This is a genomic window from Kitasatospora sp. NBC_01250 (assembly GCF_036226465.1).
Classification (GTDB): domain Bacteria; phylum Actinomycetota; class Actinomycetes; order Streptomycetales; family Streptomycetaceae; genus Kitasatospora.
The window spans coordinates 817,786-838,922 of record NZ_CP108476.1 but is presented as its reverse complement, the minus strand read 5'-3'; the positions used below and the strand labels follow the sequence as shown (position 1 = coordinate 838,922).

The 21,137-nt window shown below is 70.8% G+C and carries 10 protein-coding genes; 7 read left to right on the top strand and 3 right to left on the bottom strand.

Going from position 1 to position 21,137, the window contains the following annotated elements:
- Positions 1-4: 4 nt before the first annotated feature.
- Genes OG500_RS03920 through OG500_RS03905 form a run of 4 tightly spaced genes read left to right on the top strand, consistent with a single transcriptional unit; the run spans position 5 to position 4,570 of the window.
- Positions 5-1,345, top strand: coding sequence for a B12-binding domain-containing radical SAM protein (locus tag OG500_RS03920; protein ID WP_329576565.1), 1,341 nt, complete (start codon positions 5-7; stop codon positions 1,343-1,345).
- Positions 1,342-2,076, top strand: coding sequence for a tyrosine-protein phosphatase (locus tag OG500_RS03915; protein ID WP_329576563.1), 735 nt, complete (start codon positions 1,342-1,344; stop codon positions 2,074-2,076). Before OG500_RS03920 ends, OG500_RS03915 begins: the two co-directional genes overlap by 4 nt.
- A gap of 5 nt (positions 2,077-2,081) precedes the next feature.
- Positions 2,082-3,293, top strand: coding sequence for an acyl-CoA dehydrogenase family protein (locus OG500_RS03910; protein ID WP_329576560.1), 1,212 nt, complete (start codon positions 2,082-2,084; stop codon positions 3,291-3,293).
- Positions 3,290-4,570, top strand: coding sequence for an ATP-grasp domain-containing protein (locus tag OG500_RS03905; RefSeq protein WP_329576557.1), 1,281 nt, complete (start codon positions 3,290-3,292; stop codon positions 4,568-4,570). The genes OG500_RS03910 and OG500_RS03905 overlap by 4 nt, the downstream gene beginning before the upstream one ends.
- On the opposite strand, the gene OG500_RS03900 is transcribed toward OG500_RS03905, so the two are convergent.
- The 3 genes from OG500_RS03900 to OG500_RS03890 form a co-directional block, all read right to left on the bottom strand.
- Positions 4,483-5,091 carry a hypothetical protein gene (locus OG500_RS03900; protein WP_327064945.1) on the bottom strand — a complete coding sequence of 203 codons (609 nt, stop codon included), beginning with the start codon at positions 5,089-5,091 and terminating at the stop codon, positions 4,483-4,485. The two genes, OG500_RS03905 and OG500_RS03900, sit on opposite strands and share 88 nt — an antisense overlap.
- Before the next feature lie 371 nt (positions 5,092-5,462).
- Complete coding sequence (locus OG500_RS03895; protein ID WP_329576554.1) at positions 5,463-5,915, bottom strand: hypothetical protein; 453 nt, start codon at positions 5,913-5,915, stop codon at positions 5,463-5,465.
- Between the two features lie 30 nt (positions 5,916-5,945).
- A complete protein-coding gene (locus tag OG500_RS03890) occupies positions 5,946-8,471 on the bottom strand; it encodes an AAA family ATPase (protein ID WP_329576551.1) in 2,526 nt (841 codons plus the stop codon).
- Positions 8,472-8,753: 282 nt separating this feature from the next.
- Here OG500_RS03890 and OG500_RS03885 point away from each other — a divergent pair, with 282 nt between their 5' ends.
- From OG500_RS03885 to OG500_RS03875, 3 genes are all read left to right on the top strand, one after another.
- The gene (locus OG500_RS03885) at positions 8,754-9,302 is read left to right on the top strand and encodes a hypothetical protein (RefSeq protein WP_327064942.1); all 549 of its coding nucleotides are present in this window, start codon (positions 8,754-8,756) and stop codon (positions 9,300-9,302) included.
- A gap of 205 nt (positions 9,303-9,507) precedes the next feature.
- The gene (locus tag OG500_RS03880) at positions 9,508-20,502 is read left to right on the top strand and encodes a LamG-like jellyroll fold domain-containing protein (protein ID WP_329576548.1); all 10,995 of its coding nucleotides are present in this window, start codon (positions 9,508-9,510) and stop codon (positions 20,500-20,502) included.
- Complete coding sequence (locus OG500_RS03875) at positions 20,502-21,023, top strand: hypothetical protein (protein WP_329576545.1); 522 nt, start codon at positions 20,502-20,504, stop codon at positions 21,021-21,023. The genes OG500_RS03880 and OG500_RS03875 overlap by 1 nt, the downstream gene beginning before the upstream one ends.
- Positions 21,024-21,137 lie beyond the last annotated feature (114 nt).

Genomic DNA, 21,137 nt, shown 5'->3' with positions numbered 1-21,137 from the left:
CACCGTGCGTGTTCTGGTCCTCTGGCCACCCCACGTCCCCAGCTACTTCAACGCCGGCCACCACCTCCCGGTCTTCTCCGTCGCCGCCTATCTGCGCACCGAGGGCCACCAGGTGGACGCGCTGGACGCCGGTGCCCTCAATCAGACCTGGAAGGAGCTGGCCGACCGGCTCCACCAGGGCCGCTACCAGGCCGTCGTCATCGTCAACGAGTACGACGTCGTCGAAGGCGTACGCCGGGCCGCCGACTACGCCCGCGCCCTGCTGCCCGACGCCCTGCTGGTGACCGTCGGCCGGCTCAGCTACCAGAACCCCGGCTGGTTCCGCTCGCTGGACCTGGACGCCGTGGTCGTCAGCGGCGACTACGAAGCCGGCACCGCCGCCGCACTCCGCTGGGCCCAGGCCGGCCGCCCCGAAACCGAGCGCCTGCCCGGCGTGTACCTGCGCCGGCCGGGCGGCTGGCAGCAGCCGAGCGCCCCCGGTCACTGGCTGCCCGCCGAGCAGTGGGCGCTGCCGGACGTCTCCGAAATCCCCTACGCCGCCTACGAGAACCTCTACCGCACCGACGAGAACAAGTTCTGCGGCATCCCCGAACGGCGTGAACTCGTCGTCCCCATCGCCCGCGGCTGCCCCGTCGGCTGCAGCTTCTGCGACGTCCCGCCCATGCAGGGGCTGCGCGAGCGCCGCCTGACCGTCGAACGCACCGTCGACTACATCCGCGACAGCTTCACCCGCCAGCCCTTCGAGTACGTCGCCTTCTACGCACCCACCTTCACCCTGAACCGCAGCTGGGTCCGCGACCTGTGCACCGCGCTGGCCGCCGAGCCGCGCCGCTACCCGTGGAAGTGCGCCACCACCTTGCACCACCTGGACGAGGAACTCGTCGAGGCGATGTCCGCCGCCGGCTGCATCCGGATCAGCGTCGGGGTCGAGACCTTCGAGGAGAACGCCGAAGCGGGCCTGCCCCGCGTCAAGCGCCAGGCCGAGCAGCGCACCGAAGAAGTCGCCCGGTGGTGCCGCACCCACGGCATCGAACTGAACTGCTTCGTGATCGTCGGCCTGCCGGGCACCACCCCGGAAGGCGCCCGGCACACCATGACCGCCGTCAAGGCCCTCGGCGCCCGCGTCCGGCCCACCCTCTACACCCCCTACGAGCAGATGCACGCCGACATGACCGAGCGCCAGCTCAGCTCCTACAACCGGCAGACTTTCGCCGACCCCGACGAGGTCCGCGCCACCACGGGCCGCGAACCGGCCGAGTTCCTCGCCCTGCTCCACGGCGGCGACGACTACCAGACCCCCGCCACCGGGCGCATCCCCACCGCCGGCGCCGGGCAGAGCCGGTGACCGAGCGGCAGCTGCTCGCCGACCACCTGCCCAACCTGCGCGACCTCGGCGGCCTGCCCACCACCGGCGGCGCGCGGCTGCGGACCGGGGTCCTGCTGCGCAGCTCCGCGCTCGCCGTCCTGACCCCGGCCGGCGCGCAGGCGCTGACGGCGCTGCACGGACCGGGCAGCTACGCCGACCTGCGCACCGATCACGAGATCGACCGGGACAAGGGCCCCGACCAGCTGCTCGCCCACGGCTGGACCTGGCACCGCCTCCCGGTGCGCGACCGGGCCCCGGGCGACACCGGCGACACCCCCGAGGATCAGCTGCGCCGCCACCGCGACGCGCTGCCGCAGTACCTGGAGCGCACCGAACAGGTGGCGCGGCTGCTGCCCACCGCCCGTCCCGTCATCGTCGGCTGCTCCCTGGGCAAGGACCGCACCGGCCTGGTCGTCGCCCTGCTGCTGCGGGCCCTGGGCGTGAGCCGGACCGCCATCGCGGCCGACTTCGCCCTGAGCAACCCCCTGCTGGCCGCCGGCCGTCACCACCTGCCGGCGCGCTGGCGCGAGCGCACCACCGTCCACGAAGCGCCCGGCTGGGTCTGCACCGGCTTCCTGGACCACGTCGACACCCTCCACGACCACCCCGCGCTGGAGCGGATCACCCGCACGCTGGACGCGGCGCGCCCGGCACTGACCACGGCCGAGCCCGGACAGGCCCTCGCGCCGGAAAGACAGGAACAGCGGTGACAGCGGTGACTTCACTGACGGCCCACCCCCAGCCCGTCACCGAGAGCGGCCGACGCCTCTGCGCGATCGTGGCCGGACTCGACGGCTACCTGGCCGACCAGGCGGCACAGAACGACCGGGCGGGCAGCTTCGCGGCGCCCAGCGTGCGGCGCCTGGAAGAGGCGGGCCTGCTGGCCGCCTGCGTGCCGGCCGAGGACGGCGGCTCCGGCCTGCAGTCGGTGCACGACCTCGGCGTGGTCACCGCCCGCCTGGCCTCGGCCGACGCCTCGGTGGCCACCGCCGTCTACATGCACCTCGCCCTGTCCGCGCACTTCGCCCGCACCGCCGCCGCCACCCCCGGCCAGGACACCCCGCACCGCCGCTGGACCCGGGCGATCGGCGAGCACCGCATGATCGTCTGCTCCACCGTCACCGAGCCCGGGGCGAGCGCCTGGACCCCGACCACCACCGCCGTGCCCGACGGCGGCGGATGGACCGTCACCGGACAGAAGGTCATGGCCTCCCTCTCGCCCGCGGCGACCCACTTCTACACCCGGCTGCGCGCCGAGACCCCCGAGGGTCCGATGATCGGCTCGGTGATGATCCCCCGTGACCTCGCGGGCGTGGCCGTCCACGACACCTGGGACGGCCTCGGCCTGCGCGGCTCCGGCAGCGGCACCGTGCTCTTCGACGGGGTGCGCCTGCCGGCGGACGCGGTGTCCTTCCGCGGCCGGTGGGGCGAGCGCCCCGGCCCCGGCGCCTACGCCGGCAAGGTCCGGGTGGCCGCCCCGCTGCTCGGTGTCCCACTCGGCATCGCCGAAGCCGCACACCGCGCCACCCTCGCCACCCTGACCGGCTCCGGCACCCCCGGCCGCCGGCGCACGGGCTCCGCCGGGACCACGGCAGCGCTGGCGGAGATGGAGAGCGCCATCGTCTCGGCCCGCGGCGTGCTGCGCTCCCTGCTGGTCGACGTCGACGCGCACGACCCCGACACCCACGGGCCCGCCCTCATGCGCGCCTGCATCGCGGCCGGCATGGTCGTCGAACGGGCCGCGCTGCAGGTGGTCGACCTCGCCATGCAGCTGTCCGGGGGCGGCAGTTACCGCGCCGGCCACCCACTCGGCCGCCTCGCCCGTGACGTACGGGCCGCGATGTTCATGCGCCCGCACGCGCCCGCCGAGGAGTGGGCCGACGCGCTCGCCGAACTCGCCCTCACCGCACCGGTGGTGAACTCGTGACCGCCGCCCGCCGGGAAAACGTCCTGCTCCTCGACCGGGTCGGCTACGACCGGTTCCGCCTGCCCGACGGCTCACCCGTCCTCGACCCCGACCGCTACCGCGTCACCCTCCTCACCCGCACGCCCCTGGTCGACCAGGCCCGCCCCGGCGAGTGCGCCGAGGTGCTCGGGGTCCGCCTGTCCCACACCTCGCTGCGCGACGCGCTCGTCCGGGCGGCGCACCAGGAGATCGGCCTGGACCACCTGCTCGCCTTCAGCGAGCACCTCCTGCTGCCCGGCGCCCGGCTGCGCGAGCACCTGGGCATCCCCGGGCCGTCCACCGCCCGGTTGCTGCCCTTCCGTGACAAGTCGGCGATGAAGCGCACGGCGGCCCGGGGCGGCGTACCGGTCTGCGCCTGGCAGCCCGTCGAGCGGGCCGCCGACGCCGCCGACCTCCTGGCCCGCCACCGACGGATCGTGCTCAAGCCCCGATTCGGCAGCGGCTCCGCCGGCATCCACCTCGTCGACTCACCGGCCGCCCTGACCGCGCTGGCCGACCACGACCTGCGCGAACACCAGGCCGAGGAACACGTCGACGGCGAGATGCTGCACGTGGACGTCGCCGTGCACCAGGGCCGGCTGCTGGCCTGCGTGGTCTTCCGCTACCTCACCAGCACGCTCTCCCACGTGGACAACCGCCCGATGCTCTCCGTCACCGTCGACGACCCCCAGCTGGTCGAGCGCGCAACGGAGTTCACCCGCCAGGTGGTCGACGCCTTCCAGGTCACCGACGCCGTGCTCCACCTCGAAGTCTTCGAACGCCCGGACGGCACACTCCTGTTCAACGAGGTCGCCGCCCGCAACGGCGGCGCCGGCGTCGTCCCGGTCGTCCAGGCCCTCACCGGCGTCAACCTCCACGAGTCCATGGTCCGCCTCGCCCTCGGCGAGCACCCCACCACCGACTACCCGCGCACCCACCAGGCGGGCGGCGAATTCGTCTGGTACAGCAGGCCGGGACGCCTGGCCGCCATCGACGACGCGGCGATCCCACCCCACTGGCTGATCAACCGCCGCACCACCGCCGGGCCCGGCGACCGACTCAAGGCCTCCGGCTTCTCCGGTGCCGGCCTGGTCACCTACGCCGTCGGCGGACGCGACGAGGCCGAGGTGCGCGCCCGGCTCGACTTCATCCGCACGCACACCTCAATCCGCTACTCGGACGACGTCGACGAGCGCGCCGATCGCCAGCCGTCGAACTCCGCCACCGTCCGCACCCCGTCGTCCAGGACCGACCGGTAGACGTCCCAACTCCGCACGCTGCGGCCGTACTCCGGCCGCTCGGCCCACGCTTCCTTGATCCGCAGGATCGCCTCCCGGGTCTCGGCGGTCAGCCGCTCCGGCAGCGTCCGCACGTGCGCCAGATCCGGCTGGCGCTCCGGCTCGTCCACGAACCAGATGTCCAACGACCACCTGCGCCCCTGCGGCGACCGGTACCCCACCCCGAGGTACAACCCGTCCGGGTACCCGGGATCGGTGTTCCACGCCCCCGTGTCATTCCGGAACCGCACCTGCCACACCCGCTCGTGCAACGCCAACCGCGCCCCGACCGCCACCACCGCCTCCCGCTCCGCACCCCCGAGACGCGGACACACCACCGTGATGTCCAGATCCCGCTTCACCATCAACCCCAACGCCGCACTCCCCACCCGCACCGGATCCCCGAGCCGCCCCAACGCCTCGTCCAACCCCAGGTCCTCGTTCACCGTGCTCGCTTCGGCCTGGAGCTCGTCCTGCTGCCGCAACAGCTCATTCGTCGTCACCACCCCAGTCTCCCAGCAGTGATCACCACCGTCCACGAAATCTCGGCAACCGCACGGCTCGCTCCGTGCTGGAGCCGACTGCGGGGTGGGGGCTCTGATGACTGAGCAGGCAAACGGATTCGTGACCGAGATCGAGCGGTGGCGCGGCGATCCGGTCCGCGTACTGGAGCTGAGTCGGACCCGCCTGCTGACGGCCATGCCCTGGGGGCACTGGCGCGTATCGCTCCTGACCCCCGCAAGGCGGCGGGAGGCCAAGTACTGGGAGGGCACGGCCGCCAAGCTGACCGCAACTGCGGGGGAGGAGGCGAGTGCGGCGGCGCGGTCGTTCCCGACCCCGGAGGGGCACCCGGCGACGCCGCCTCTCGTGCCGCTCATCGGCGGGGTGCTCTCCCCGGGCGCCATGCCTGGCGGGGGACCGGCTGGGCGGCGGCGTCGACGGGCTGGGCTGCGTGAGGTTCGGCGTGGGCGTGGCCGGCAGGGGCTGCGATGTGCTCGACGATGTGGGCGTCGAGGGTGGTGGCGATGCGGGACTCGATGGTGCGGGCGGCCGTGGGGTCGACGGTGTGGGTGAGGACCTGGATGCGGACGCGGGCCTGGTGCTTGTAGAGGGTGACCGCGACCGGCACGGGGGTCGAGCCGTGCCCGGAGCCCTGCGGGTGGGGGACGGCGAGGTGGAAGAGGGTGACGCTGCTGGTGTCGCTGACGCGCTCGACCTCGCCGGTCGCTGCCAGGGTGGCGAGGCGTTGGTGGAGGTGGTCGACGGTCCGGGCGGTGATGGCGCCGGCCAGGAGGGTGAGTGCGGCGAAGCAGAAGACGCAGGGCATGGGGGAGCTTCTCGGCCTTCGGACGGGGGGTCAGCAGGGTGCGCAGGTGCGGGGGAGGGCGGCCAGGGCCGAGAGCAGGTCGGCCTGCGCGACCACCGGCGTCGCCCCGTCGTGTCGGACCAGGGCGTGCAGCGCCGCCTGTTGCAGGAGGCCGGAGAGGTCCGCGCCGGAGTGGTGGGCGGTGGCGTCCGCCAGAGCGGCCAGGTCCACGTCCGGGGCGAGCGGGACGTCGCGGCTGTGGAGGGCGAGCAGTTGCAGGCGCGCGGCGCGGTCGGGCAGCGGCAGGCGCAGGGTGCGGGAGAGCCGCCCGCCCCGGACGAGAGCCGGATCGAGGGCCTCGGGCCGGTTGGTGGCGGCCAGGACGAAGACCGGGCGGGTGGTGGTGGCGATGCCGTCGAGCTCGGCGAGCAGTTGGGTGAGCAGGCGGTCCCCGAGGAAGCCGCCCAGGGAGTCGCGGTCTGCGGCGATCGCGTCGATCTCGTCGATGAACACGACGGACGGGGCAGCGGCGCGGGCCCGCTCGAAGAGCTGGGCGAGGTGTTGCTCGGCCTGGCCGACCCAAGGGCTCGTCAGGTCGGCGGTGGACAGCGGGTAGAACGACACGCGCGCCTGGGCGGCCAGGGTGCGGGCGACGCTGGTCTTGCCGGTGCCGGGCGGGCCGGCGAGCAGCAGGCCGGACAGCGGGCGCACTCCGTAGCGGGTGGCCAGGTCCGGGCGTTCGATCAGCTTCTGGACCGCGCGGAGTTCCGCCAGCACCGCCGGTGGCAGCACGAGGTCCTCCCAGCGGTGGTCTCCGAGGTACGGCCGGTCCTGGCCGGCGTTCGCGGTCAGGGCGGCGGTCAGGTGCCGGTCGTCGATGAGCACCGGTGGCACGCTCTCCGCGGGGTTGCGGGTTGCTGCGGCCTCGGTGTGCTCGGCGAAGGCGGCGCCGGCGGCGGTGTCGACCAGCGCGGTCAGGTCGGCGGCGGTGCGCCCGGCAGTGCGCTCGGCGATCGTCGCGAGGTCGATGGCCGGGCTGACGGGGCGTCCGGCGAGGGCGGTGGCCAGGATCGCGCGCCGGGTCGGGGCGTCCGGCAGGTCGATGCGGATCGTCCGGTCGAACCGGCCCGGCCGGGTGACGGCGGGGTCGAGCCGGGTCAGGTCGTTGGTCGCGGCGATGACGACGACGTGGTCGCTCGCGTGGTGCTGCTCCAATGCGGTGAGCAACTGGTTGACGACGCGGCGGTGTTCGGCGTCCGGTTCGCTGTCGCGGCGCGAGGCGAGCGAGTCGAACTCGTCGAAGAACAGGACGCACGGGGCGTTCGCCACGGCGGCGGCGAAGGCCTCGTCGATGGCGCGCGCGGACTCGCCGGCGTACTTGGAGATCACCGAACCGGCCGTCACCGGAAGGAAGTTCAGCCCGAACTCACCGGCGATGGCCTTGGCCAGCAGGGTCTTGCCGGTGCCGGGCCGGCCGTGCAGCAGGATCCCGTTGAAGCGGATGCCGTACGCGCGGGCCGCGCTCCCGTGGGCGAGGGTGCTGCCGAGGTTCTGCCGGAGTTCCGCCTTGACCTCCTCCAGGCCGCCGACCTGCGCGAACGAGGGCAGGGAGGCGGGGGAGTGGACCGGCCAGGGCCCTCGGGACGCCGTCACAGAGGCCACGGACCCAGCAGGCGGACCAGGCAGCGGAACAGTCGGCGGACCAGACAGGGGAACAGTCGGCGGAACAGGCGCGGACGCCTGGACCGGCTGAGCCGGTCGGACCAGGTACCGCCCACCCAGGCAGCCGAAGAGCAGCGTGGCGCTGAGGAACCCCGCGACCGTCAGCGCGACCGGGTCGGGGGTCGCGAGCGCGTCGATGTCCACCACGACGAGGGCGAAGCCCGTCCACAGGAGCACGGTGAGCAGCGTCAGTTGGGCCTTGCGGGCCCGGGTGCGCCCGGGCAGCAGCCAGAGCGCGAGCACCCCGACGCCACTCGTGGTCAGGACGGCATCGGCCCAACGCCCTGCCCACCACGGGCTCGTCGCCGCAGCGGGCTCCCGGCGCCGGTGGTAGCGCAGCGAGACGACACCGATCAGGGCGAGGGTGGCGCCGGCGAAGACCAGCTCGGCCGGGGAGCGGACCACCGCGACCCACGGCCAGGCGCCGCCCGCCCGCAGGATCCGGTCGCCGGTGACCGGGGTCAGCCGGTCGGCCGTCAGCAGCACGACGCCGGTGACGTCACCGTCGCTGTCCTGGCCGTAACAGGCGAGGTACGCCGACCCGTCCACCGTGCCGCTGACGATCCTGAGCCGGACGGCGTCGCCGGAGGGGGCCAGGTCGTCGGGCCGGGAGCGGCAGGCCTGGGTGACGCGGGCCGTCTCGGCGGAAGCGCCGGAAGCGCCGGAAGCGGCGGAAGCGGCGGGAGCGGTGGGTTCGGCGGCACCGGCGGGCGACTGCGGCTGCGCGGTGTAGGACAGCGGCCCGTGGTCGGCCCAACCACGGTTGCTCCAGGCGGCGGTGGCGGTGACGACGTAGCCGACGAAGAGCAGGACCAGGCCCGCCACGAAGAGCCGGCGTCGCTTCTCCGGTGTCACAGCTCGCTCCTGTCCAAAGAGAGGCTTCTCCCCGTCCGAAGGGGCTTCGAGGGAAGGGTGTGACCCGGCGCCGGCCCTGGTCGGATCGGCGGCCGCGCGGGCGGGGCCGGTTGACGATAGCTCGTCGATCGGGGCTCTGACCAGCGGAGACCGGCCGCGGCCGGACAGCGCGGCCTTCGCGGGGCCGCGCTGCGGCATCGCCCCGAGGTGCGCCTATGCTGCCACGGCTGATGACCGGCGCGGATCGCCGCCGGCGTGAACTCGGGTGAAAGAGGATGCGACATGCGTCGATTCGGACGGCGTCTCTGGTGGGCGGGAGCGGCCGTGCTCGCTCTGGTGGTGGCGGCCGGCGCCGTGGCCCTCTGGCAGCCCCGGCACAAGTCCGCGGCGCCACAGCCCGTCAGGGCGCAGGTGTACAAGCCGAGCCAGGCGTGCCTGCTCACACCGTCGCAGGGGCTCGCGGATCCGCGGTCGGCGCAGGCCTGGGCGGGGCTCGAGGACGCGTCGGGCCGCACGCACGTCCAGGTGCGCTACCTCTCGGTGGCCGGCCAGGACACGGCGGGCAACGCCGCGCCGTACCTGGCCTCGCTCGCGGTGGGCGGCTGCCAGGTCGTGGTGGTGAGCGGCGACGCCGAGGTGCAGTCCGCGGTGCAGGATGCCCAGAAGTTCCCGAAGGTCCAGTTCCTGCTCCTCGACAGCGGCCAGAGCACCGGCAGCGCACAAGCCACCCCTGCCGCCGCCCCCGCCAACACGAAGGCCCTCCCCGTGGCGACCCCCGCCGACGCCCGCACCCAGGTGGCTGCCGAACTGGCACATCTCGTGGCGAACTGACGCCTTTTCACTGCTTTGCCCGATTTTGCAAGCATGTTTGACCACAATAAAAAGAACGTGATCAACTCCGCATGATTTTTTTCTAAGAGTTGGCCAATGGCCGAGACTTTGGGGTTGTTTCATGCGTACGCGGGTCGCGGTACGTCGTCTCTCCCTGCCCAGGAAGAGACGACGATTCCGCCCTCTGGTCAGACTGCTGACAGTCATGCTGGTCGTGACACTCGCCACCAATGGCGGTATAGCCACCGCCGGAGCCGCCGAACGCGGCTTCCCGGCTCTGAGCCTGCCCGGCTGGGCCGATATGATGGGCTGGTTCGACGGCCCGCCGCAGGAGCACTGGGGGCCCACACCCCGGCAGATCGGCGGCTCGGCCGCCGGCCGTGACCACCGCGCGGACGCCGGTTCGACCCGCGCGCCTGGCGGGGCGGGCCACGCGCCGGGCAAGGCCCCGGACCAGCTCGACGACTACGCGCCCTACCAGCACCGGACCGCGCAGGGCGCCAGCGCCACCCGGACCGGGTACAACGCGCAGACCAGCAAGCGGGACGCGGCCAAGTCCTCCCGGACCACGGACGCCTTCGACAACGCCGACGGTTCCGTCACCCGCGACATCTCCCAGAGCCCGATCAACTACCAGGACGCCAACGGCACTTGGCAGAAGATCGACACCAGCGTGGACGGCGCGGCCGGTGACGGCCGCTACCACGAGAAGGCCAACTCCCTCGCGGTGGACTTCGCCGCCAAGGCGGCCGACTCCTCCCTCGCCTCCTTCAAGGTCGCCGGCGGCCACGCGCTGAGCTACGGGCTCCAGGGCGCGGCCCCGGTCGCGGGCACCGCGGACGGCTCGGACGTCAGCTACCCGGAGATCCTGCCCGGCACCGACCTGACGCTGACCACGACGCCGACCGGCCTCAAGGAGTCGATCGTGCTGCGCTCGGCGCAGGCGGGCAACTCCTGGACCTTCCCGCTGACGCTGGACGGCCTGACGCCGCACCAGCAGGCGGACGGCTCCATCGCGCTGACGGATGCCGGCGGCAAGACCGTCGAGCAGATCCCGCAGGCCTACGCCTGGGACTCCAAGGTCGACCCGCGCTCGGGCGATGCGGCGAGCACCAACGCCGTGCGCTACCAGCTGGTCAGCACCGCCGGCGGCCCCGCGCTGCAGGTGACCCTCGACGCGAACTGGCTGCACAGCCCGGACCGTCAGTTCCCGGTCACCGTCGACCCGACCGTCACCGACGGCTGGACCACCGCCTACGCGGAGGACGGCAACACCGGCGACCACTCGTACGAGCAGTTCCTGAAGATCGGCTCCTACGACTCCGGCACCACCAAGGCCAACGCCTTCATCAACCACTGGGACCAGAGCTGGGACGGCTCGGGCGTCACGGTCACCTCGGCCACGCTGAACCTGTTCGACACCTGGTCCTCCTACTGCGGCGCTCCCGCGCGGCTCGACGTCGCGCAGGTGACCCAGGCCTGGACGCCGAGCCAGGTGTCCGCCTACCCCGGCCCCAGCTTCGGCGCCTCGATCGGCAACGCCGCGCCGACGCTCCACAACGCCTGCACCAACACCTCGGCGAACCCCGCCGTCGGTGACTGGGTACAGGTCCCGCTCTCCACCTCGGCGCTGCAGGGCTGGATGAACGGGACCACCCCGGACTTCGGCCTGGCGGTCTACGCCGCCACCAACGACGCGCTGCACTGGAAGAAGTTCGGCTCCTTCATGGACCCGAACAAGGGCCCGTACATGCAGGTCACCTACACCGGCAACGCCGGCCCGCAGGTGTACGAGCAGTACCCCAACAACAACGCGGCCGCCTACACCACCACCCCCGAGCTCACCGCCTGGTCGGCCGGTGCGAACTCGACCGGTGCCAGCAGCACGCTGAAGTACGACTTCACGGTCTACGACAACACCAACGCCACGGTCGCCGACTCGGGCCAGATCTCCACCGGTGACTGGGTCGTCCCGGCGGGCAAGCTGTCCTGGGGCAAGACCTACTACTGGCAGGTGCGGTCCTACGACGCCTCCACCTGGTCGCCGTCGAACGGCCTGTACGCGCTGAACATCCAGGTGCCGCAGCCGCTGATCACCTCCAGCCTGTCGCAGAACAGCAGTGAGCACGGCTTCGACGCGTCGATCGGCAACTACACCACCTCGGACACCGACGCCGACGTCTCCACCGCGGGCCCGCCGCTGGAGGTGGTGCGCGACTACAACTCCCGTGACCCGCGCTACACCGGTGCCTTCGGCGCCGGCTGGTCGAGCGTCTTCGACTCCCGCGCCACCGAGCAGTACAACACCTCGGGCGCGCTGACCGGCGTCGTCGTCACCTACCCCGACGGCTCGCAGGTCGGCTTCGGCAGGAACGGCGACGGGAGCTTCAGCCCGCCCGCCGGCCGCTTCGCCACCCTCAAGTCGGTGACCGGCGGCTACACGCTCACCGACAAGAACGACACCGTCTACACCTACACCCAGTCGCTGGGCTCCGGCGGCTACGGCGTGTCGTCCATCGCCGACGCCAACAACCGGGCCATCACGTACACCTGGTCCGGCAGCCAGGTCACCACCATGACCTCCCAGGTCTCCGGGCGTGCCCTGCACCTGACCTGGGCGACCCCGAGCGGTGCGAACGCCGCCCACGTGGCCACCGTCGCCACCGACCCGCTCGGCAGCTCGGGTGCGCTGACCTGGACGTACACCTACACCGGCGACCAGCTCACCTCGCTGTGCCGGCCCACCGACGCGGTGCACTGCGCCAGCTACGGCTACGGCTCCGGCTCGCAGTACCAGAACGCAACGATGGACCTGGGCGCACAGAACTACTGGCCGCTGTCGGAGGCCTCCGGCAGCACGGCCACTGACGCCGTCCTGGCCAACGAGGGCAACAGCAACGCCACGTACAGCAACGTGACGCTCGGCCAGACGGGCGGCCCGCTGGCCGGCTCCACCGCGACGGTGGCCGGCTTCAACGGCAGCTCCTCCTCCGTGGCACTGCCCAACAACACCGGCAACGCCACCAACTCCGGTGCGCTGTCGCTGTGGTTCAAGACCTCGGCCGGCCCCGGCGTGCTGTACTCCTACACCTCCACGCCGATCTCCGCGGGCAGCACCTCCGGCTACTACACGCCGTCGATCTACGTCGGCGCGGACGGCAAGCTGAACGCCGAGTTCTGGTACAGCGGCGGCGTCGCCCCGCTGACCAGCAGCGCGGCGGTCACCGACGGCAAGTGGCACCACATCGTGATGTCGGCCGCCGGCAACGCGCAGACCCTGTTCCTGGACAACAACCGGGTCGGGACGCTGTCGGGCACCGTCTCCATCCAGAGCGCGGTGGCCTTCGGCGCCAACCAGCCCTACAACTACATCGGCGCCGGCTACCTCGGCGGCAGCTGGCCGGACCAGCCCAACACCGGCAACGCCACGGTCAGCTACTTCAACGGCTCAATCGCCGACGTGGCCTGGTACAACCGCCCGTTGGTGTCGGCCGACGTCAACTCGCTCTACCAGTACGGCACCCACCCGGCCAGCCTGCTGAGCAGCGTCACCCGTCCGTCCGGCAAGGCGCTCGTCGGCGTCGGCTACGACCCGGCGACCACCGCGGTCACCCAGGTGACGGACGAGAACGGTGGCGTCTGGAAGGTCGGCGCCCCGACGGTGGCCGGCTCCTCCCGGACCTACCGCGGCGCGGTGCTGGGCAACGCCCCGAAGGACTACTGGCGCCTCGGCGACCCGGCCGGCTCGGCCTCGGCCACCGACGAGGTGCGCGGCGGCACGGCCACGTACAGCAGCGTCACCCTCGGCGCCGCCGGGCCGTTCTCGGACAACACCGCGGCCTCGTTCAACGGCAGCTCCTCCTTCGTCCAACTGCCCGCCACCGACCGGGTGAGCACCTCGCCCGGCTCGGTCGAGATGTGGTTCGACATGCCCGCGGGCAACACCGCCGGCGGTGTGCTGTACGACCAGATGGGCCAGACGCTGACCGGTGGCAACCCCACCGGCGGCAACTGGACGCCCGCCCTGTACGTCGGCACCGACGGCAAGCTGTACGGCAAGTTCTGGGACACCAACGGCACCGGCGGCGAGATGAACTCGCCGAGCGGCGTCAACGACGGCAAGTGGCACCACGTGCTGCTCGCCGCGCAGGCCACCGGCGGCCAGGCGCTGTACCTGGACGGGACGAAGGTCGGCAGCACCACCGCCAACCTGCTCGGCGACGCCACCAACTACACCTACATCGGTGCCGGTGAGAGCGGCGGCGGCTGGCCGAACCACCCGACCAACACCCTGGGCTACTTCCCCGGCTCCATCGCCGAGGTCGCCTTCCACACCACCGCGCTGTCCGCACAGGACGACGCGAACCACTTCGCGGCCGGCAAGAACTCGACCGGTCTGCTGCCGGTGAAGACGGTCGTGGTCACCGACCCGAAGAACACCATGGAGACCACCCGGTTCGACGTGGTCAACGGGAACCGGGCGCTGTCCCAGACCGACGGCCTGGGGAACACCGTCAGCTACGGCTACGACTCCGGCGGCTTCCAGAGCACGGTCACCGACCCGAACGGCGTGATGAGCCGTACCGGTCACGACCCGCGCGGCAACGCCGTCTCCGTCACCAGCTGCCAGAACCAGCAGACCAACACCTGCGCGACCCAGTACTTCACCTACTACCCGGACGACACCACCGCACAGCTGACCACGGCGGACCCGCGCAACGACATCATGCTGACCTCGCGGGACGGCCGTTCGGCCTCCGCGACGGACAACACCTACCTGACGTCGTTCAGCTATGACGGGTCCGGCAACGAGCTGGGCGTCACCACCCCGGCGGTGCCCGGCTTCCCGAGCGGTCGCACCACCAGCACGGTGTACGCGGACGGCACCGCCACCTACCCGGCGGCGGACAGCGGCAACGTGCCCAAGGGCCTGCCGATGTCGACCACTTCGCCCGGCGGCGCGGTCAACCAGGTCTCCTACTTCCACAACGGCGACGTGGCCTCCACCACGAACCCGAACGGCCTGGTCACCAAGTACACCTACGACGCACTGGGCCGGGTGCTGACCAAGTCCGTGGTCTCGGACACCTACCCGAACGGCCTGCAGACCTCGTACGTCTACGACGGTGACGGCCAGGTGACGCAGGAGGTCAACCCCGCGCTCACCGACCGGGTCACCGGAGCGGTGCACACCTCCCAGGTCAGCACGGTCTTCGACTACGACGGCGACGTCACTTCGCAGACCGTCGCGGACACCACCGGTGGTGACGCCCCGCGCACCGAGACCAGCGTGTACGACGCGTACGACCACGTGCAGTCGCGCACCGACGCGAACGGCAACGTCTCCGGTGCCACCAACGGCGGCACCACGACGTACGCGTACGACGCGATGGGCGAGAAGGTCAAGGAGGTCGGCCCGACCAACGTCACCACCACCTACCAGTACGACTCGAACGGCCACCTGCTGACGCAGACCCTGAACGGGTACACCGGTGACCCGGTCAACCCCTCGGCCGCGACCAACCTGGTGGAGTCCTCCCGCGCCTACGACCCGGCGGGCCGCCTGGCCTCGATCACGGACTCGATGGGCAACACCACCTCCTACACCTACACCGACAACGGCCTGCTGGCCACGACCACCAAGACGGACTCGACCGGCAAGAACTCCTTCCAGCTGGAGTCCAACACCTACGACGCCGTGGGCAACCTGACCCAGAAGACGTCCAACAACGGCGCCACGGTGACGCAGTACCAGGTGGACGCCGCCTCCCGGGTGACGAGCACCACCATGGATCCGACCGGGGCCGACCGGGTCACCCAGGTCTCCTACACCCCGGACGACCTGGTGGCCACCTCGCGGCAGACCGACTCCTCGGGCTACGACCGCACCACCAGCAGCACCTACGACCCGATGGGCAACCCGACGTCGCAGACGCTCTACGGTGACTCCTCCGGTCACCCCGCGGGCTGGTGGCCGCTGAACCAGACCTCGGGCAGCACGGTGACCGACGCCTCCGGCAACGGCTACTCCGCCGCGGCCTCGGGCAAGGTCACCTGGTCCGGCGGAGCCGCCAACTTCGACGGCAGCGGTGGCACCATCTCCACCAACGGTCCGGTGCTCAACACCGCGTCGTCGTACACCGTTTCCGCGTGGGTGAACCTCGCCGACAACACCGCCTACCACTCCTTCGTCACCCAGGCGGGCACCAACGTCCCGTCGTTCTACCTCCAGTACTCCAAGGCGTTCGGCGGCTGGGCGTTCATCGCGAACAGCTCGGACGCGACGAGCCCCAGCGCGTACTACTCGGCGCACACGTCCTCGGCCGCGCTGAACACGTGGACGCACCTGGTCGGCACCTTCGACTCGTCGACCGGCACGATGAGCCTGTACGTCAACGGCTCGCTGGCCGCGACCGGGAACAACCCGAGTCCGTGGAGCGGTACCGGCGGGCTGACCATCGGCGCCTCCAAGACGCCGAACAACGGCACGTTCGACATCGCCAACGGCCAGGTCTCGAACGTCCAGGTCTACCAGCGAGCGGTCAGTGCCACCGAGGCCCAGACGCTCTACACCAACGGCCGCAACGGCGGCACTGTCGGGTCGTCCAACACCCAGACCACGAACTGGACCTACGACAAGCGCGGCATGCCGGCCTCGGTCACCGACCCGAACGGCAACACCACGCAGTACACCTACGACGAGGCGGGCAACCTCGCGGTCACCACGGCCCCGGCCGTGCCCGTGGAGGCGGTCGGCGGCACCTCGGTGACCGCCCACCCGGTGACCACCAGCGGCTTCAACACCTTCGGTGAGGCCGTGGAGGAGCTCGACCCGAACGGGAACGAGACCACCACCGCCTACGACGCCGACGGCCAGAAGGTCTCCCAGACCCTGCCGAACTACACGCCGCCGGGTGCGACCAGCCCGGTGGGCGGGCAGAGCAGCTGGACGTACGACGCCGAAGGCAACGTGCTGTCCACCACCCGCCCCGGCGGGGAGACCACGCAGGTCCAGTACACCCAGCTCGGCGACGTGGCCCAGGTCACGGCGGCGGACAACAGCACGGTGCACAGCGTCTACGACACCAATGGCGAGAAGCTGTCGGTGACCGACGGGACCGGCGCGGTCACCCAGGCCACCTACGACTGGCTGGGCCGTACCGTCACCGGCACACAGCTGGAGCGGTACCCGTCCACCCAGACGCTCACCAGCACCCAGTCCTACGCGGTGACGCCCGGCAATCCGTACGGCGCCTTCCTCTCCTCGCAGACCAGTGCCACCGGGGTGAGCACCTCCTACGGCTACAACCGGCTCGGCGAGCAGACCAGCGTCACCGACGCCGCGAACAACACCACCACGTCCGCCTACGACTTCGAGGGTCGCCCCTACAAGACGACGGCGGCCGACGGAACGTACGGCTGGACCGACTACACGGCGGCCGGCCTGCCGGCCGACCACAAGCAGTTCGACGCCAACAACAACCTGCTGACGCAGACCTCCGCGGTCTACGACGGCAACGGCAACGCGACCGCGGTCACGGACGCCAACGGCCACACCTCGCAGCTGACCTACGACGCGAGCAACATGGTGACGCAGGAGGTCCAGCCGGTCTCGGCGACCTCGTCGATCACCACGTCGTTCGGCTATGACGCGGCGGGCCAGCGCACCCGGTACACCGACGGGCGCAACAACTCGTGGCTGTACACGTACACGCCGCGGGGGCAGCTGGCCTCGGAGCAGGAGCCGGCCACGGCCGTCTACACCGCGGCCTCGGACTCCACCACGACCTACGCCTACGACGCGGACGGGCGGGCGACCTCCCAGACGCTGCCGGGCGGAGTGTCGCTGTCCTTCGGCTACGACAAGCTCGACCAGCTGCTCTCGGCATCGGGCACCGGCGCGGAGGCGGCGACGGCGTCGCGCTCGTTCACCTACGACAACGCGGGCCGGGTGCTGACCGCCGGCACGGCTGTCGCCGGCACCATGGGCAACCCGGACTACCAGACGGCGACGAACGAGGCGTTCACCTACAACGACCGCGGCTCGATGCTGACGGCCTCGGGTTCGGCCGGGGCGTCCTCCTTCGCCTACAACGGCGCGGGGCAGCTGACCTCCCGGACGGACGCGGCCGGGACCACCGGCTACGGCTACGACTCGGCCGGGCGTCTGCAGTCGGTCAACGACCCGGCGACGGGCACCCAACTCACCTACGGCTACAACAACCTGAACCAGGTCTCGTCGATCTCCTACGGCACGCTCGGCGACGTGCGGACCTACGGCTACGACAACCTGCACCGCCTGTCCTCGGACACCCTGGCGAAGGGGACGACGACCCTCGCCTCCATCGCCTACGGCTACGACAACAACAACAACCTGACCTCGAAGAACACCGCCGGGGTCGCGGGAGCCGCCAACAACACCTACACCTACGACTGGGCCAACCGGCTCACCTCGTGGAACAACGGCACCACCAACACGCCGTACGCGTACGACGCTTCGGGCAACCGGATCCAGTCCGGCTCCAACGTCTTCACGTACGACGCACGTGACCAGCTGACCTCCGACGGTGTGCACACGTACACCTACGCGGCGCGCGGCACGATGACCCACGACATCACCGCCGCGGGCAGCACTGCGATGTCGTCGGACGCCTATGGCCAGCAGGTGGTGGCGGGTACGCAGTCGTACACCCACGACGCGACCGGCCGGAACATCACCGACACGACCCTCGGTGGCGGCGCGACCCGTACCTTCCAGTACTCGGGTGTGGGCAACGTCATCGCATCGGACGGTGACTACACCTACACGTACGACGACGGTGACTCGCTCGTCGGGATGAACAACGCCGGGGCCACGTCGACCTCGACCGGCCAACTGGCGATGCTCGACCAGCACAACGACGTGGTGGGCACCTTCGCGCCGACCGCGACCACCCTGGCCACCTCCGCCACCTACGACCCGCTGGGCAGCGTGGTGAGCGGCAGCAACCTCGCCGGCCACCTGGGCTTCCAGTCCGGCTGGACGGAGAACTCGACCAACCTGGTCGGCACCGCATCGCGCTGGTACAACCCGCGCACGGGCGAGTTCCTGAACAAGGACACCGTCTCGCTCAACGCGGTACCGAACTCGGCGGCGGCGAACCTGTTCGCGTACGTCGCCGACAACCCGCTGTCCGCGGGCGACCCGTCCGGGAACTGCTGGGGACCGGCCGTGTTCTGCAAGGTTGGCCACGCGATCGCGCATGACGTGTCGAGCGGGTACCACGAGGCCGCCTCCGCGGTCTCCAGCGGGTACCACGCGGTCAGCTCGGCGGTCTCCAGCGGCTACCACGCCGTCAGCTCCGGGGTGTCGTACGTGGCGCATGCCACGGCCAGCGCCGCCAGGTCGGCGTACCACCACGTCAGCGACGCCTACCATCGCGCCTACCACTACGTCCAACAGGTCCACCGCTATGCCGTACGGACCGTCAGACGCGTCTACCACGCGGCCGTCCATGTGGTGAAACAGGCGTACCACGTGGTCAAGCAGGCCGCGAAGCGGGTCGTGCACGCTGCCAGCAAGGCGGTGGGCGTGGCCTACCGGGCCACCCGGACCGCATACCACGCGACGGTCTCCGCCGCCAAGACGGCAGCGAAGTTCGTCAAGCACCACGCTGCTGCGATCACTTCGTTCGTGGTCTCGACCGCGGTCTTCGCCGGCTGCGAGGCCGTGACCGCGGGCGTCGGCACCATCGGCTGCGCCGCGGCCGCGGGTGCGGCCGGGAACCTGGTCAACCAGGGCTTCAAGTGCGCCCAGAAGGGCGGCTCGGCCTGCAGCGTCAGCGCGTTCGGCAAGACCGCGGTCGAGGGCGCGGTCGAGGGCGCCGCGGGTGGCGCACTCGGTGAGCTCGGTGGCGCGGTGCTCGGCAAGGTCGCGCCCAAGGCGATGGAAGCCGTGGGCGGACTGTTCGGCAAGGGAGCAACCTCGGCCGCGGACAGCGCGACCGAGGACGTGACCGCACAGGCGGCCCACGAGGCCGAGGCCCAGGGCGCCAAGTCCGCCGCGGACAGCTGCCTCACGCACAGCTTCACCGGCGCCACACCGGTGCTGATGGCCAACGGCACGACCAAGCGGATCGACCAGATCAAGATCGGTGACCAGATCACCAACGGTGTCCCGGGTAAGGACGGGACGCAGAGCCACACCGTCACCAACGTCATCGTCACCACCACCGACCACGACTTCGCCGACGTCACGGTCACCCCGCTCCACCCAGGCACGACCACCAAGGAGACGGCCACCCCGACCCGCACCACCGAGGCCGTCCCGGCCAAGGCCACCGTCGGCTCGCTGAGCACCAAGCTGCGGCACCGCGCCGGCCTCACCCTGGCCGCGTCCATCGCCGCCGCCACCAGCCTGCTCGGCCTCAACCCCCAGCCCGCCACCGCGGCCACCCCGGCCGCCCAGACCGTCTCGTCGGCCTCGACGAGCAGCACCACCGAGAGCACGGACACCACCGACCCGGCGATCGCTGCCGGCGGCGGAACCCTGCACACCACCTTCCACCACCCCTTCTACGACGAGACCCGCTCGGCCTTCGTCGACGCCCAGGACCTGCACGCCGGAGACGTCCTCCAGACGCCCACCGGCACCGCCCAGGTCACCGACGTCCACCTGTTCCACGCCAACACCACGACGTACGACCTCACCATCGGTGACCTTCACACGTACTTCGTGGAGGCGGGCGACACCCCGGTCCTGGTCCACAACTGTGACCCGGTGCTCCAGGGCAGGTATAAGATCTCGGAAGCACAGAAGCGGAGTAACGTCGGGTTCCGGTACCAAGAACATGTCACTGGTACGGACGAAGAGCAGTGGTGGCAGCACAACGGGCAACTGATCAAGGTGGACGGTGGCCCGGATGCGGACGGCTTCATCACTGAGGCGAAGTGGACTGGAAATGATCATCCCAATGCCTGGGGCAAGAGTCTCTACAACCCTTCTCATTCCCGAACGGTCTTCAATGAAGACACCACGGTCGATCAGGCGCGGCGGCTCTTGGGATTGAATAGTGCCTTGGGCGGCAGTGGTGTCCGCTACGCGGTCTCAAATGCCGGTGGTGCCGCGTTTTATCGAGCGGTTTTCCGGGAGTGGTTCCCAGAGGAGATGGAAAGCGGTGCACTTCGGGTCTTTCACGTGTCGGCAGCGGGGATGAAGTGATGCTTGATATTGATCTGCAGTCGATGCTCCAGCTCGTGGAAGTAGCAACTCGGTTCGATCTTCCGTGGGAGGCGGAGCAGGTCTCCTCCGAACTGGTCCGGTCGGGCTGGGAGCCTGTTGGCTCCGTATCCCTTCCGTATCCGAAGCGCCTTGGATTCGGCGACTTTCTCCTGGGTATCGAGTATGACGGAGACCTGGTAGCCATCGGCGTTACGCTGAAGGAGTGGCAGGCCGATTGGAATTCGGCTGACTATGCCAGGACTGTCGCTGAGGGCTATGGAGACAAGATCGACGATTGTCGAGAGCTGGCAGCCCGGCTTGCGTCGCTGTTCGGCCAAAGGTTCTCGGTCGAGCCGGAGGACCTGGTGCTGGATGCGGATGAATTTCCTTTTGTGCACGCGGAATGCTGGAAGATCGCCAATCTTCATGTGACCCTGGGTCTCGAGCATCTGGACCCCGACGACACTCCCATCAGGATTTCCTTGTACCTGAGTCAGGGGTCCATGGATAAGTTCAACTAAACGCCAGGTCGACTAGTTTCGATAACATGGCCGTATTGCGGAAGCCCTGCCGGAGTGGTCCGGCAGGGCTTCCGCGCGTGGTCACCGGCTGGGCGGCGACGAGAACCTCCGAAG

Coding starts and splice junctions, on each gene's coding strand:
- OG500_RS03880 (WP_329576548.1), top strand. CDS start 9,508: ATGCTGGTCGTGACACTCGCCACCAATGGCGGTATAGCCACCGCCGGA.
- OG500_RS03875 (WP_329576545.1), top strand. CDS start 20,502: ATGCTTGATATTGATCTGCAGTCGATGCTCCAGCTCGTGGAAGTAGCA.
- OG500_RS03885 (WP_327064942.1), top strand. CDS start 8,754: ATGCGTCGATTCGGACGGCGTCTCTGGTGGGCGGGAGCGGCCGTGCTC.
- OG500_RS03895 (WP_329576554.1), bottom strand. CDS start 5,915: ATGCCCTGCGTCTTCTGCTTCGCCGCACTCACCCTCCTGGCCGGCGCC.